The 14,720-nt window shown below is 65.3% G+C and carries 12 protein-coding genes; 9 read left to right on the top strand and 3 right to left on the bottom strand.

What is annotated here, in order from left to right; all coding sequences use genetic code 11:
* Positions 1 to 67: 67 nt before the first annotated feature.
* Entirely contained in the window at positions 68 to 721 is a 654-nt protein-coding gene (locus CXR03_RS06685) for a GntR family transcriptional regulator (protein ID WP_104102915.1), read from the bottom strand.
* A 211-nt stretch (positions 722 to 932) separates the two neighbouring features.
* Here CXR03_RS06685 and CXR03_RS06690 point away from each other — a divergent pair, with 211 nt between their 5' ends.
* Positions 933 to 2,903: an acetate--CoA ligase gene (locus CXR03_RS06690; protein WP_104102916.1), complete on the top strand. Its 1,971-nt coding sequence runs from the start codon at positions 933 to 935 to the stop codon at positions 2,901 to 2,903.
* 43 nt (positions 2,904 to 2,946) lie between these two features.
* Here the strand turns inward: CXR03_RS06690 and CXR03_RS06695 are convergent, their stop codons facing one another.
* A complete protein-coding gene (locus tag CXR03_RS06695; protein ID WP_104102918.1) occupies positions 2,947 to 3,705 on the bottom strand; it encodes a response regulator in 759 nt (252 codons plus the stop codon).
* The gene (locus CXR03_RS06700; RefSeq protein ID WP_104102919.1) at positions 3,702 to 5,438 is read right to left on the bottom strand and encodes an ATP-binding protein; all 1,737 of its coding nucleotides are present in this window, start codon (positions 5,436 to 5,438) and stop codon (positions 3,702 to 3,704) included. Before CXR03_RS06700 ends, CXR03_RS06695 begins: the two co-directional genes overlap by 4 nt.
* A 225-nt stretch (positions 5,439 to 5,663) precedes the next feature.
* Between CXR03_RS06700 and CXR03_RS06705 the strand changes: the two genes are divergently transcribed.
* The 8 genes from CXR03_RS06705 (at position 5,664) to der (ending at position 14,687) form a co-directional block, all read left to right on the top strand.
* The gene (locus CXR03_RS06705; protein ID WP_104102921.1) at positions 5,664 to 7,037 is read left to right on the top strand and encodes a cation:dicarboxylase symporter family transporter; all 1,374 of its coding nucleotides are present in this window, start codon (positions 5,664 to 5,666) and stop codon (positions 7,035 to 7,037) included.
* A gap of 385 nt (positions 7,038 to 7,422) precedes the next feature.
* Positions 7,423 to 8,322 carry an AAA family ATPase gene (locus tag CXR03_RS06710; RefSeq protein WP_104054892.1) on the top strand — a complete coding sequence of 300 codons (900 nt, stop codon included), beginning with the start codon at positions 7,423 to 7,425 and terminating at the stop codon, positions 8,320 to 8,322.
* Positions 8,323 to 8,327: 5 nt separating this feature from the next.
* Entirely contained in the window at positions 8,328 to 9,236 is a 909-nt protein-coding gene (locus CXR03_RS06715) for a ScpA family protein (protein WP_104102922.1), read from the top strand.
* Positions 9,208 to 9,849, top strand: coding sequence for an SMC-Scp complex subunit ScpB (gene scpB, locus CXR03_RS06720; protein ID WP_104102924.1), 642 nt, complete (start codon positions 9,208 to 9,210; stop codon positions 9,847 to 9,849). The genes CXR03_RS06715 and scpB overlap by 29 nt, the downstream gene beginning before the upstream one ends.
* A gap of 25 nt (positions 9,850 to 9,874) precedes the next feature.
* On the top strand, positions 9,875 to 11,122 hold the full coding sequence (locus tag CXR03_RS06725) for a pseudouridine synthase (protein ID WP_104102925.1): 1,248 nt from the start codon (positions 9,875 to 9,877) through the stop codon (positions 11,120 to 11,122).
* Positions 11,123 to 11,125: 3 nt separating this feature from the next.
* Positions 11,126 to 12,235 carry a prephenate dehydrogenase gene (locus CXR03_RS06730; protein WP_258073539.1) on the top strand — a complete coding sequence of 370 codons (1,110 nt, stop codon included), beginning with the start codon at positions 11,126 to 11,128 and terminating at the stop codon, positions 12,233 to 12,235.
* On the top strand, positions 12,232 to 12,933 hold the full coding sequence (gene cmk, locus CXR03_RS06735) for a (d)CMP kinase (protein ID WP_104102927.1): 702 nt from the start codon (positions 12,232 to 12,234) through the stop codon (positions 12,931 to 12,933). Before CXR03_RS06730 ends, cmk begins: the two co-directional genes overlap by 4 nt.
* A gap of 200 nt (positions 12,934 to 13,133) precedes the next feature.
* A complete protein-coding gene (gene der / locus CXR03_RS06740) occupies positions 13,134 to 14,687 on the top strand; it encodes a ribosome biogenesis GTPase Der (protein ID WP_104054741.1) in 1,554 nt (517 codons plus the stop codon).
* The last annotated feature ends 33 nt before the right edge of the window (positions 14,688 to 14,720 follow it).

Raw genomic sequence — 14,720 nt, forward strand, 5'->3', positions numbered from 1 at the left:
GGAGCGTTTGTCGGTGATCGTTTGCTGGTGATGCTGTCGTGAAGTGTTGGGGCGCCCGGAACAGCGCTTAGCCGGGCGGACCGGCAGCCGCAAGGAAGTGCTCCAGCGACTTGTGCAGGTGGACCGAGGTGGCGGCGGCAGCCAGCGCCGGATCCCGGGAGGCGATGGCGGCGGCAATGGTGGCATGTTCGCCGGCGGTGGCGAGCAGCCGTTCCGGATTGTCCTTGGCCAGCCGCCGGACCCGGGCCAGATGCAGCCGAACGTTGGCAAGAGCCTGGGCAAGGTAGGCGTTGGCCGCGGCGCTATCAATGGCCTCATCCAGCCGGGCCACCAGGGCGTAGTAGGCCGAGCGGGACGGATCCTGCCCGGTTTCCTGCACAATGAGGTCCGCTGCCTGCTCGAAGTCCCGGCGCAGGGCGGTGAAGAGCTCGGGTTCTCCGCGGATGGCGGCGAGCGAGGCCGCCTTGCACTCCAGTGCCTGGCGGAGCTCGAACAGTTCGGTGACGGTCTCGGGTGAAATCTTCGTGACGACGACGCCGCGGCCGTTGTGCGGTGCGGCCAGACCGTCCGCAGTCAGCCGGCTCAGTGCTTCGCGCAGCGGCGTGCGGGAAATTCCCAGGCGCTGAGACTGCTCAACTTCGCCCAGGACAGTTCCCGGCAGGAGCCTGCCGGTCACGATGTCTTCGCGGAGCGCCCGGTAGGCGCGGTCGCTTGCCCTCATTGGCGCTCCTTTACGCGTGTGGCCAGCCGGCGGAACCGGACTGCTCTGAATGTGATGTGCCTCATCAGTGTATACACAAGATCGGGTTCTTGGTGCAAAAACTGCTAGCTGACCAGACTTCGCTTTGTGTCATGTATACACAGCTCAGTTGTTACCAGGCGTCCACCTGCCCTAGGGTGATCGGTATCACATTGCGAATCGAGGAGGATTCATGAGCTCTGGCCTGGATGCAGGAAACGAAGCACCGAACACCGCAGCCGGTTCAGCCGCAGGGGGCACGGACGGCGGCTACGCATCGTCCTATGCGCGCAGCCTCAGCGATCCTGAAGCCTTCTGGCTGGAAGCCGCGTCGCTGGTGGAATGGGACACCGTCCCGCAGCGGGCCCTGGATGAGTCGGGTGCTCCGCTGTACCGCTGGTTCCCGGACGGCCGCCTCAATACCAGCTACAACGCCCTTGACCGTCATGTGGCCGCCGGCAGGGGAGACGCTGATGCCCTGATCTATGACTCGGCGATGCTCGGTACTACCCGCACCTATACCTACAGCCAGCTCCTGGCCGAGGTGGAGACCTTTGCGGGTGTGCTCCGCGGGCTCGGAGTGGAGGCAGGGGACCGGGTCATCATCTATCTGCCCATGATTCCGCAGGCCGTGATCGCCATGCTCGCCGCAGCCCGGCTGGGAGCCATCCATTCAGTGGTCTTTGGCGGCTTTGCTCCGAAGGAGCTGGCGGCCCGCATCGACGATGCCCGGCCCGCCGTCGTCGTTACGGCCAGCGGCGGGGTGGAGCCCAAACGTACGGTGGAATACCTGCCCAACGTGGCTGACGCGCTCGACGCTGCGACCCACCGGGTCAACCACGTGGTGGTTGCCGAACGCGACGGGTTTACCCATACCGCCCAGGAGTACGACGGCGACCACGGCACCGCCTGGCATGACTGGGACGCGCTCGCTGCCGCTGCTTCCCCCGCAGGTCCGGTCTCCGTGGCTGCGACGGATCCGCTCTACATCCTGTACACGTCGGGCACCACCGGCGCGCCCAAAGGGGTTGTCCGCGACAACGGATCCCACGCCGTCGCACTGGCCTGGTCCATGCGCAACATTTACGACATCGGTCCAGGCCAGGTGATGTGGACCGCCTCGGACGTGGGCTGGGTGGTGGGGCACTCCTATATTGTGTACGCGCCGCTGATCGCCGGGGCCACCACCGTCCTTTATGAGGGCAAACCGGTGGGCACGCCGGACGCCGGGGCCTTCTGGCGCGTGGCGGACCAGCACCGGGTGGATGTCCTGTTCACGGCGCCCACTGCGCTGCGGGCGATCCGCAAGGCAGACCCGGACGCCGCCCTGATGGCCGATTACGATCTCTCCCGGCTGCGGACCCTGTTTGTTGCGGGGGAGCGGCTGGACCCGGAGACCTTCACCTGGGCCGGGCGTGCGCTGGATGTGCCGGTGGTGGACCACTGGTGGCAGACCGAGACCGGCTGGGCGATCTGCGCCAACCCACTGGGGCTGGAGCCGCTGCCGATTAAGGCAGGGTCCGCCACGGTACCGGTTCCCGGGTTCTCACTCGCCGTCGTGGACGGCAACGGCGCAGAGGTTCCGGCCGGCGAGGAGGGCAACATTGTGCTGCGGCTGCCGCTGCCGCCGGGAACGCTCACCACGCTGTGGGGCAGCGATGACCGGTTCCGGTCCTCCTACCTGGAAATCTTCGAGGGCTGCTACACCACCGGAGACTCCGGCTATGTGGATGAGGACGGCTACGTGTTCATCATGGGCCGCACCGACGATGTCATCAACGTGTCCGGCCACCGTTTGTCCACCGGGGCGATGGAGCAGATCGTGGCCACGCATCCCGCGGTTGCCGAGTGTGCCGTGATCGGGGTGGCTGATTCTTTGAAGGGGCAGCGGCCGTGCGGCTATGTGGTGCTGAAGGCCGGCTCTGACATTGGCGTGGAGGAGCTGCGCACGGACCTGGTGAAGCTGGTGCGCCAGTCCATCGGGCCGGTGGCGGACTTCAAGGACGTTCAGGTGGTCGAGGCACTGCCCAAGACCCGATCCGGCAAGATCCTGCGCAAGACCATGCGCCAGATTGCCGACGGCGATGCCTATACAGTGCCGTCCACCATTGAAGATCCCGGGGTTATCGATACGTTGCTTCCCCTGCTGCGGCCGGGTATCTGAGGAACTCCAGAAGCGCCCGGCTTCTGACTGCGGCCTGAGCGGTTCACCGCCGCCAGTGATACTCCAGCTCCGGACGGCCGCGCGTGCCGTAGCGCGGGTTCCGCGCTACGGCACGCTGCTCGTCCAGATGCTCGAGGTAACGCCGGACGGTAATCCGGGACATGGCCAGTGCCTCCGAGACTTCGCTGGCAGACATCGGTATCCGTGCGTTCTTCAGCAGTTCGGAGACCGTTGCCAGAGTTTCGGGGGACAGTCCCTTGGGTAATGCGGACGACACCTTGGGCCGCAGTGCCGCCAGCGCGCGGTCCACTTCGGACTGAGTGGCGGAAGCTCCCTGCCCCGCCAAGTTGAGATGGTATTCCCGGTAGGAGGCCAGCTTGGCGCTGAAGGCGGAGAAGGTGAAAGGCTTGATCAGGTACTGCGCAATCCCGGCGGACATGGCGCTGCGGACGACGGCGACATCCCGCACTGCGGTAATCGCAATGACGTCGGCGGGCACGCCCGCACCGCGGATCCGGCGCAGGACGTCCAAGCCGTGCAGGTCCGGAAGATTCATGTCCAGCAGGATGAGGTCCACGGCGGGTTTCGGGTTTTCAGTGCCGTCTCCGCGCTTCCCGGTGTCATAGACGGAACTGCTGCGGGCGGTGGCCGAGGCGTTGAGAAAGGTAATGGCCTCCGTACCCGTGTGCACGACGCCGGCCAGCGTGAATCCGGGGCTGCGGCGCACATACTCGGCGTGGGCCTGCGCAACAATGCCTTCATCTTCGACCACAAGCACGGTGACATCCCGCTCAGCATTCACTGGGGCGCCTTACTGAGAGTCAGGGGGAGGGAGGCAGGCAGGGGAATCAGCACGGTGAAGCGGGCACCGAGGCCCGGTTGCCCACCCGGATCAAGATGCAGTGAGCCGCCCAGGCGCAGCACTGCCTGGCGGACCAGGGGGAGTCCAATGCCCCGGCCGGTGCCTCCGGTACCGGAGGGAAGCAGCGCCTTGGGATCCTTGGTGCTGAAGCCCTGATGAAAGATCTGCTCGGTGGACGGCTCCGGAATGCCGGGTCCGTTGTCCCGCACGCCAATCTCAAAAACGGGCCTGCCGCCGCCGTCCTCAACCACCGCAAACCGCGCGGTCACCATCGGCTCCGGGGTGTCGGCCACGGCATCAAACGCATTGTCGATCAGGTTGCCCACTATGGTGACCAGATCTCCCGGATCCAGGTCCAGGGCAGCGGCTCTCCCGGGGGGCGCGTCTTTGAGGTCGATCTGCAGGCCGATGCCTCGCTCGCGGGCCTGGGCGGCCTTGCCGGTGAGCAGTGCCGCCAGTGCGGGCTCGCCCACGGAGGCGACGACGTCGTCGGCCAGCTGCTGGGACTGCTCCAGATCGCGGGTGGCGAATTCGAGTGCATCAGCGGGACGATTGAGCTCAATCAGGGAGACCAGTGTGTGCAGGCGGTTGGCATGCTCGTGCGCCTGAGCCTGGAGCGCTTCGGTAAGGGTGTGCATGGACTGCAGTTCTCCGGTCATTGCGGCTATGTCGGTGTGGTCCCGCAGGGTGGTTACGGTTCCGATGCGTGCCCTGCGCGTGTCCCGTGCTGCTGTCCGGCTGCCGGCGGCGCCGATAAGCCGGATACGGCCGTTCGCGGATTTTGGGGTCATGACCGGCGACTGGTTCACGACCAGGATGCGGTCGCTGGCGAAGTGGAATTCATCTTCTGCTGTCCGGCCTTCGCACAGCAGATCGGCCAGCGGTCCCGGCAGGCCCAACTCGCGGGGGCCCGTGGGCCGGCTGCCGCCGTCGGCCGGGAGCCCCAGCAGTTCTGCAGCCCGGTCGTTGTAGAGCACCAGTTCGCCGTCGTTGTTGAGCAGCACCAGGCCTTCGCGCAGGGAATGCAGGGCGGAATCGTGGAACGCGAACATGCTCAGGAGTTCATCCGGCCGCCGGTCCCGGGTGGCGCGGCGAAGGTACCGGGATAGCAGGTACGAGGCGAGCGTTCCGCACGCGAGGGCGCCCAGGGAGATGAGGAACACGGCAGGCAGCTCGGCGTTGCGCGCTATGGCAACGCGGTCAACGGTAATGCCGGCGGCCACCAGCGCCTTGACTTCCCCCTCCGCGCCGAAGACGGGAACGATGGCGCGGACCGACGGCCCCAGCGTGCCGGTATAGATTTCGGTGAAGGACTGGCCGGCGAGGGCATGCTCCACCGATCCCACATACGGTTTGCCGATCTCCTCGTCATTACGGTGCGTGTACCGGGTCCTGTCCGGAGCCATGATGGTGAGGAAATCGATATGGGCAGCAGTCATGACGGCACGGGCATAGGGCTGCAAAGTCCTGTCCGGCGTTTCTGCGGTCACGGCTTCCAGGACAAAGGGATCGGCCGCAACGGTTCCGGCCACCGCCAGCATCGTCTCTGAGGACTCTTCGAAGCTGTGCTGTTCAGTTTGATGAAAGAGCGCCAGGGACAGCCCTGCTGACAGGCACACAATAAACGCCAGCTGTCCTATAAGCAGCCGGCTGGCCAGGCTCCATTTCCGCAATGATCTTCTTTCCCGCTCATTTTGCTGGCTGCCGCCCGATACCGGGAACTGTTCCCGGCCGAGAACAGTATGACCACAACCGTGACAGTCATCACAGCGCCGGTTGACGATGTGTATGAATGACTTGTTCCCGGCGATTCCCGTACGGCTCCGCATCTGGCGGAGAACCGCAGTCTCGGTGCCGCTGAGGGATACATCAGAAAACCAAGCCTAGGAGCAGTACACATGGCATCTGCCACTATTCCCGGCGGCGCCGGCTCACCGAAGAGCCCGCGCAAGAAGGACAGAACACACTTTTTGTACATTGCCGTAATTCTTGCAGTGGTGCTCGGTGCCACTTTGGGGCTTGTGCAGCCTGAATTCGCCAAGGAGTTGAAGCCGGTTGGTACCGCCTTCATCGGCCTGATCAAGATGATGATCGCACCGGTCATCTTCTGCACAATTGTCCTCGGTATTGGCTCGATCGCCAAAGCAGCCACGGTCGGCAAAGTCGGCGGCCTGGCTCTGGGCTACTTCATTGTCATGTCCACCTTCGCCCTGGCCATCGGTCTTGTGGTTGGAAACCTGATCCACCCGGGCGAGGGCCTGAACATTGCCGCAGGTGCCGAAAATGCACCGAAGGTTGCTGAAGACGCAGAAGGCATGACGGGCTTCATCCTGAGCATCATTCCCACCACGCTGCTGTCCTCGCTGACCGGTGAGAGCATTCTGCAGACCCTCTTTGTTGCCCTGCTTGTCGGGTTCGCCCTGCAGAAGATGGGTTCCACCGGAGCCCCGATCCTCACCCTGATCGGACAGATCCAGAAACTGGTCTTCCGCATCCTGGGCATGATCATGTGGCTCGCACCCATCGGCGCCTTCGGCGCCATTGCCGCCGTCGTGGGCGAAACCGGCGTTGAAGCCATCAAGAGCATGGCAGTGCTGATGATCGCCTTCTACATCACCTGTGCCCTGTTCATTGCCGTGATCCTGGGTGGCGTGCTGAAGCTCTGCACCGGCGTGAACATCTTCAAGCTCATGCGCTACCTGGGGCGGGAATACCTGCTCATCTTCTCCACCTCATCCTCCGAGGTGGCGCTGCCCCGCCTGATCGCCAAGATGGAGCACCTCGGCATTTCCAAGCCCGTGGTAGGCGTGACCGTACCCACCGGCTACTCGTTCAACCTGGACGGCACTGCCATCTACCTCACCATGTCCGCCCTGTTCGTGGCCTCTGCCATGAACATGCCGCTGGAACTGGGTGAGCAGATTTCCCTGCTGGTCTTCATGATCATTGCTTCCAAGGGTGCTGCCGGTGTCACCGGCGCCGGCCTGGCCACACTGGCCGGCGGCCTGCAGTCTCACCGCCCCGACCTGGTGGAGGGCGTGGGCCTGATCGTCGGCATCGACCGCTTCATGTCCGAAGCACGCGCGCTGACCAACTTCACCGGCAACGCAGTCGCCACGGTCCTGATCGGTACCTGGACCAAGGAAATCGACAAAGAGCAGGTCAATGCGGTGCTGAACCGCGAACGTCCATTCGATGAATCAACCATGGACGACGCTCATGAGGAGCCGCAGGTTCCGGAACCCGAGCTGGAAACCACGGCAGCCCGCTAAGGCTTACGCCGGTTTCATCTCACGCCGCACCGCAACACTGAGGGGCGCTTCCGCAACAGCGGGAGCGCCCCTCGGCGTTTCCGCTGGGCGGTTTCCTCCGTGGAACGGAGGATTGTCGTGCTCCATCGGCACGTGGGTTTCCTTCGTGCACCTCACGGGCTTTGCCAGGCGGAGGATTATGGGCCCGTCATATGCACGAGGATCGAGAGTGCGGGGTCCCGGGAACTCCGCAGCACGGCAGCCCGAAGCCAACGTTCTACCTCTAGTTGAGAGTCAAGGCTCGCGGGCGTTCCACCGCGCCGATTCGCGGTATAGGTGTTGCACAGCTGTAATCTTGACAGGGACAGCCCGCAGGACAGCTAGAGACGGAAGCGTGGATTATTACGTGAGCAGCGATCAGAGTTCAACAACTCTGCAGGACGCAACACAGGACGCAGCCGAGTCCGTGATGGGGCCGACAGGCCGCCCGCTGACGGAATTCCCTGAACCTCCGGTGCTCACTTCCCACGGACCAGCCCGGATCATCGCGATGGTGAACCAAAAGGGCGGCGTGGGTAAGACCACGTCCACCATCAACCTGGGTGCCGCGCTGGCTGAAGCCGGCCGCAAGGTCCTGCTGGTGGACTTCGATCCGCAGGGTGCTCTGTCCGCCGGGCTCGGCACCAACCCGCACGAACTGGACCTCACCGTCTACAACGTTCTGATGGACCGCAAGGTGGACATCCGCGAGGCCATCCATGAGACCGGCATCGAGAACATTGACCTGCTGCCCGCCAACATCGACCTCTCCGCCGCCGAAGTGCAGCTGGTTAACGAAGTGGCCCGCGAGCAGGTCCTGGAGCGGGCACTGCGCAAGGTTTCGGACGACTACGACGTCATCCTCATCGATTGCCAGCCCTCCCTGGGACTCCTGACCGTCAACGCGCTGACCGCCGCACACGGCGTCATCATCCCGCTGATCTGTGAATTCTTCGCCCTCCGTGCCGTCGCACTGCTCGTGGAAACCATCGAGAAGGTCCAGGACCGGCTGAACCCGGGACTGCAGATCGACGGCGTGCTGGCCACCATGTACGACGCACGGACCCTTCACAGCCGCGAAGTTATCTCCCGGCTGGTGGAGGCCTTCGGCGACAAAGTCTTCGAGACCGTCATCAAGCGGACCATCAAGTTTGCCGATGCCACCGTGGCCGCCGAGCCGATCACCAGCTACGCAGGCACCCACCCCGGCGCCGACTCCTACCGCCGCCTCGCCAAGGAACTGATTTCCCGCGGCGGCGCCCCCTAACCGCTGTGGCAGCAGGCACTGTGGATTCCGCGGCCAAGGAAGCCGAATCCCCGCCCGTCCGCGGCTTCCGGGTCCGGCTGGAGAATTTCACCGGCCCCTTCGACGTGCTCCTGAGCCTTATTTCCAAGCATGAACTGGACATCACCGAGGTTGCCCTCGCCGATGTCACCGATGACTTCATTGGCTACATCAGGGCTCTGGGCAACACGGAGCAGGCGTGGGCGCTGGACGAAGCCAGCGAATTCCTGGTGATTGCCGCCACCCTGCTGGACCTGAAGGCAGCCCGCCTGCTGCCGGCCGGAGACGTTGAGGACGCCGAAGACGTGGCCCTGCTGGAGGCACGGGACCTGCTTTTCGCCCGGCTCCTGCAGTACCGCGCCTTCAAGGAAATTGCCGGCATCCTGGATGCCCGTCTACAGGACGAAGCTGAGCGTTTTCCGCGCCGGGCAACCCTCGAACCGCAGTTTGCGGCCATGCTTCCGGAACTGATCTGGCGGACCGGTCCGCAGGACTTCGCCGCCATGGCCGCCAAAGCCCTTACCCCGCGGGCGGCCAAACCCACCGCTGTGGGGCTGTCCCACCTGCACGCCCCCAAGATCAGCGTGCGGGAGCAGGCGGACATTATTGCCCGCCGGCTCATGGCGGCGGGCAAACTGACGTTTGCGGCACTGGTGGACGACGCCGGCAGCTCCGTGGCGGTAGCCCGGTTCCTGGCGCTGCTGGAATTGTTCCGGGACGGCGCTGTTTCCTTCGATCAACCGGATCCGCTGGGTGAACTATCGATCAGCTGGTCGGCGGCCCCCGGAGCCTGGCCGGCGGTTAAGGACGCAGGCAGGGGCGGATCTATCAAGAACACTGACCCTCATGACATCTCTTTGGAGGAAAATGCCGCAGGACCCGTTGGCGCAGCCTGACTCTGCTGACTCTGCCCCGGAACCCGCCGACCTCCGGGCAGCGGTCGAAGCGGTCCTGATGGTGGTGGATGAACCGGTCACCCCCGCAGAGCTCGCCGAGGTGCTGGAGGTCCCGGTGCCGGCGGTGCAGGACATCCTCACGGAACTGCAGCGCGAGTATGACGGTTATACTGGGGGAGGACCCGGTGGCACAGTACGTAGTTTTACTTCAATGCGAGGTTTTGAACTGCGGGATGTGGCCGGCGGCTGGCGGATCTACTCCCGCGCCGAGTTTGCGCCCGTGGTCTCGAAGTTCGTCCTGGGCGGCCAGAGTGCTCGTCTGACTCAGGCTGCACTGGAAACCCTGGCAGTGATTGCCTACCGGCAACCTGTCTCCAGGGCGCGGGTATCTGCCATCCGGGGTGTCAACGTGGACTCCGTTGTACGTACCCTGGTCCAGCGCGGACTCATCGACGATGCCGGAGTGGAACCCGAGACCGGCTCAATGATGTACCGGACCACGCCGTACTTCCTGGAACGGCTGGGACTGGGCGACCTCAACGAACTTCCGCGGCTTGCACCGCACCTGCCCGGGCTGGAAAACCTGGCTGAATTTGAAGACACTACTTACTAACCGCTACACCCGAAGGACTTTTTTTATGACACAGGCACCCCGCTCCGGATCAGGCCGTAACAACCCGCGAGGCGGCGGCGGAGCTGCCGGCGGCAAATCCTTCGGCAAGGGCTCCAAGCCTGCCGGTTCCCGCACCGGCGGCCGTGCCGCCGCCAAGCGCGACCCCGGCATGAGTGCCGGCGAATTCCGCGCCAACGGCTACCGCCCCCGCGAGGAGTCCGCTGAAAGCCGCCCCGAAAAGTTCCGGTCGGCAGCCTCACGGGCCTTTGACGGCAAGGGTGCAGGTGCTCCCGGGGGCTCAGGCGCCTCCAAGCCCGGGGCCGGCCAGTTCAAGCCCGAAGGCTACAAGGCCGGGGCCGCAAAATCGGCCAAGCCGTACGGCAGCAAGGGCGGCGCCTCCCGCACCGGTGGCCCGCAGGCAGGCCAGCGCAAGAGCGGAGACCGCGCGTTCCGCAACGAGCGTTTCGGACAGAACCTCGGCGTGGTCAAGCGCACCACCACCCGCCGCCCGGCCAAGCCCGTCATCTCCGACCACCATGATCCCGAGGGCATCCGCCTGCAGAAGGTCATGGCCCAGGCCGGCGTCGCCTCGCGCCGTGTCTGCGAAGACATGATCCGCGAGGGCCGCGTGGAGGTCGACGGCGAGGTTGTCACCGAAGTTGGCGTCCGCGTTGATCCCTCCCAGGTTGCCATCCACGTGGACGGCATGCGCCTGCAGCTGGATGAACACCTGAAGTACTACGTCTTCAACAAGCCCAGCGGCGTGGTCTGCACCATGGACGACCCCGAAGGCCGTCCGTGCATCAGCGACTTCCTCAAGAGCACCAACAAGCACGAACGCCTGTTCCATGTGGGCCGCCTGGACACCAACACCGAGGGCCTGCTGCTGCTGACGAACGACGGCGAACTCGCCAACCGCCTCACCCACCCGTCCTACGAAGTGCCCAAGACCTACCTGGTCCAGGTCCGCGGACCGATGGCTCACGGTGTCGGCGCCCAGATGCGCGAAGGCCTGGACCTCGAGGACGGCTTCGCCCAGGTGGACTCCTTCAAGCTGGTTGACTCCACACCGGGCCACCTCCTCGTCGAGGTTGTCCTGCACTCGGGCCGCAACCGCATTGTCCGCCGCATGTTTGAGGCCGTCGGACACCCGGTCGAGCGCCTGGTCCGCACCCAGGTTGGTCCGATCCGCGTGGGCGACCAGCGCCAGGGCAGCATCCGCGTGCTCGGCCGCACGGAAGTTGGCCACCTGCTCGCCTCTGTAGGCCTCTAGGCAGTGGGCGCGGCACAGGGATCAGCCACGCACCTGTCCGGTCCCGTCCTGGTGATCGGAACCGGCCTGCTCGGGACCAGCATCGGGCTGGGTCTGCGCGGGCAGGGCATCGACGTTGCGTTGTCCGACATTTCGCCGTCGACAGCGGCCGTGGCACAGGACATCGGTGCCGGCCGGCTGCTGGAGACGGTGGAAGAAGGCTTTGCTCCTGAACTGGTTGTGGTCGCCGCGCCGCCGGACGTCACTGCAGCGCTTGCCGTGCAGGCGCTGAAGGACTGGCCCGACGCCGTCGTCGTCGACATTGCCAGCGTCAAGGGGGCAGTGCTGGCGGATCTGCGCGCCTCCGGCGCGGACCTGACCCGCTACGTGGGCACCCATCCGATGGCAGGCCGGGAGAAGTCCGGGCCGGTTGCCGCGCTGGGGGAGCTGTTCACCTCCATGCCGTGGGTCATCTGCGCGTCTGAGGAGAGTTCTCCGCAGGCGGTCAAGTGCGCCGAGGCCCTCGCGATCGATCTCGGCGCCGTGGTCTCGCGGATGAGTGCCGCGGACCATGACCAGTCCGTGGCGCTGATTTCGCACCTGCCGCAGGTCATGTCCTCCCTGGTGGCCAGCCGGCTGCAGGACACGCCGGCACAGGCCATGGCACTGGCCGGCAACGGCCTGCGGGACGTGACCCGGATTGCCGCCAGCGATCCCAAGCTGTGGGTGCAGATCCTTTCCGGCAACGCTCCCCGGCTGGTGGAAATTCTCTACGGCGTCCGCGAAGATTTGAACCGGCTCATCTCCACGCTGGAGGATCCGGTGGCGGACGGCGCCCGCCTGGACATGGCGCAGCTGATCTCGGAGGGCAACACCGGGCAGGCCCGGATTCCGGGCAAGCACGGTGCTCCGCCGCAGTCCTTCGTGTCCTTCACCGTCCTGGTGGATGACACGCCGGGACAGATTGCCCGGCTGCTGACCGAGATCGGCGAAATTGGCGTGAACCTGGAAGACCTGCGGCTGGAGCATTCCTCCGGCCAGCAGGTGGGACGGGCGGAGATTTCCGTCCTGCCCAGCCGGGCGCACAGCCTGGTAAATGAACTAAGCGCCCGCGGGTGGAAGGTAGTGCAGTGACTGTAGAACGCAATCCGGCAGAGTTCCGGCTGGGAAAACCACTCGTGGTGGCCATCGACGGCCCGTCCGGATCAGGAAAATCCAGCATCAGCCGTGAAGCGGCCCGCCGGCTTCGCGCCGCCTACCTGGACACCGGGGCCATGTACCGGGCTGTGACGCTGTACTGCATGGAAGCCGGCATCGACCTCGATGACGCTGTGGCCGTCGAAGCCGCCGCCCGCGCCGCGGACATTGAGCTCAGCACGTCCCCGGACGCCGAGTTCGTCCGCGTCAGCGGCCGTGACGTTACCGACGCCATCCGCGAACCGATCGTCTCCTCCTCGGTCAGCGCGGTGGCCACCACTCTGGGTGCGCGCGCCGAGCTGGTCCGCCGCCAGCAGCAGCTGATCAAGGACTCGGGGCTGCGCATCGTCGCCGAAGGCCGGGACATCACCACCGTCGTCGCGCCCCTTGCGGAAGTGCGAATCCTGCTCACCGCGTCCGAGGAAGCCCGCCTGCGCCGGCGCGGCGTCCAGCTGGGCGGAACCCAGAGCGCCGCGCAGCTCAAGGAACAGGTGATCACCCGCGACGCCAAGGACTCCACAGTGGTCAATTTCCAGCAGGCGGCCGACGGCGTGGTCACCATCGATTCCTCGGATCTGGACTTTGAAGAGACTGTCCAGGCGGTGCTGGACGTGGTGTACGCCAGCACCCACTAGGACCAGGACCACACCACCGGCGCCAGCGCAATGGCAGTGCACCGGCAGGGCTCAAATGCCCTGCCGGTGCCGCGCGTGTTTCAATGGACTGGTGGAACTGCGGTGTTATCACCCGCGGAACCCCACACAAACTTACCGGGCTGAACGTCCGGAGACGGCCTGCTTGCAGTGCTGCAGACCTCAACGGAAAGAAAGCAAAAATGACGAACTCCTCATACTCCGGCGCTGCCGGCGACGAGACTGGCCAGGACGAATACGTTCCGGCCGGAGAGGACCAGGTTAACGAACGCCTGGCCAGCATGGACGATGCCGAGACCGAGTTGCGTGCCGAAACGCTGCGCGCCGGACTGTCCGACTACGAACTTGACGAAGAAGACGCCGCGCTGCTCGCCGGCGGCTTCGAAGAATACGACGAAGACGCCCCGCTGCGCCAGGATCCCGTCGTCGCCATTGTGGGCCGCCCCAACGTGGGCAAGTCCACGCTGGTGAACCGTATCTTGGGCCGCCGCGAAGCCGTCGTGGAAGATACCCCCGGTGTGACCCGTGACCGCGTGTCCTACCCGGCCACCTGGAACGGTGTTAACTTCACCCTCGTGGACACCGGCGGCTGGGAGCACGACGCCCGCGGCATCCATGCCCGCGTGGCCGGCCAGGCCGAAGTTGCCGTCGACGTTGCCGACGCCGTACTGCTGGTGGTTGATGCAACAGTGGGCATCACCGCAACCGACGAAGCCGTGGTGCGTATGCTCCGCGGCAAGGGCAAGCCCGTCGTCGTCGTGGCCAACAAGGTGGATGACATCCAGAACGAAGCCGACGCAGCGCAGCTGTGGGGCCTTGGCTTCGGTGAGCCGTACCCCGTCTCGGCCCTGCACGGCCGCGGTACCGCGGACATGCTGGACGCCATGATGGAGGTCCTGCCGGAATACTCGGCATACGGCGGACTGGACAAGTCCGGCGGCCCGCGCCGCATCGCCCTGATCGGCCGCCCGAACGTGGGCAAGTCCTCGCTGCTGAACAAGCTGGCCGGCAGCGAGCGTGTGGTTGTCGATGACACGGCCGGCACTACCCGCGACCCGGTCGATGAGCTCATTGAACTCGGCGGGCGCACCTGGCGCTTCGTGGACACCGCAGGTATCCGCCGCCGCCAGCACATGGCACAGGGTGCTGACTTCTACGCTTCCCTGCGTACCCAGTCCGCGCTGGAAAAGGCCGAGGTCGCCGTCGTGCTCCTGGCCGTGGACGAAGTCCTCAGCGAACAGGATGTGCGTATCCTGCAGCTGGCCATCGAGTCCGGCCGTGCCCTGGTGCTGGCCTTCAACAAGTGGGACCTGCTGGACGACGAACGCCGCCGTTACCTGCAGATCGAGATCGAGCGCGACCTGGCCCACGTGGAGTGGGCTCCGCACGTGAACATCTCGGCCATGACCGGCTGGCACAAGGACAAGCTCGTCCCCGCGCTGGACAAGGCTCTGGAGAGCTGGGACAAGCGCATCCCCACCGGCAAGCTCAACGCCTTCCTTGGCGAGCTGGTAGCAGCGCATCCGCACCCGGTGCGCGGCGGCAAGCAGCCCCGCATTCTCTTTGGCACGCAGGCCTCTTCGCGCCCGCCCAAGTTTGTGCTCTTCACCACCGGATTCCTGGATCCGGGCTACCGCCGCTTCATCACCCGCCGTCTGCGGGAAACGTTCGGTTTTGAGGGCACGCCCATTGAAGTCAACATGCGCGTGCGTGAAAAGCGCGGCAAGAACCGCTAGCACTTCGGGCCCCGGACGCCGCAGCGGCGTCCG

Source organism: Arthrobacter sp. 08Y14 (assembly GCF_002929455.1).
GTDB classification, from domain to species: Bacteria; Actinomycetota; Actinomycetes; order Actinomycetales; family Micrococcaceae; genus Arthrobacter_B; species Arthrobacter_B sunyaminii.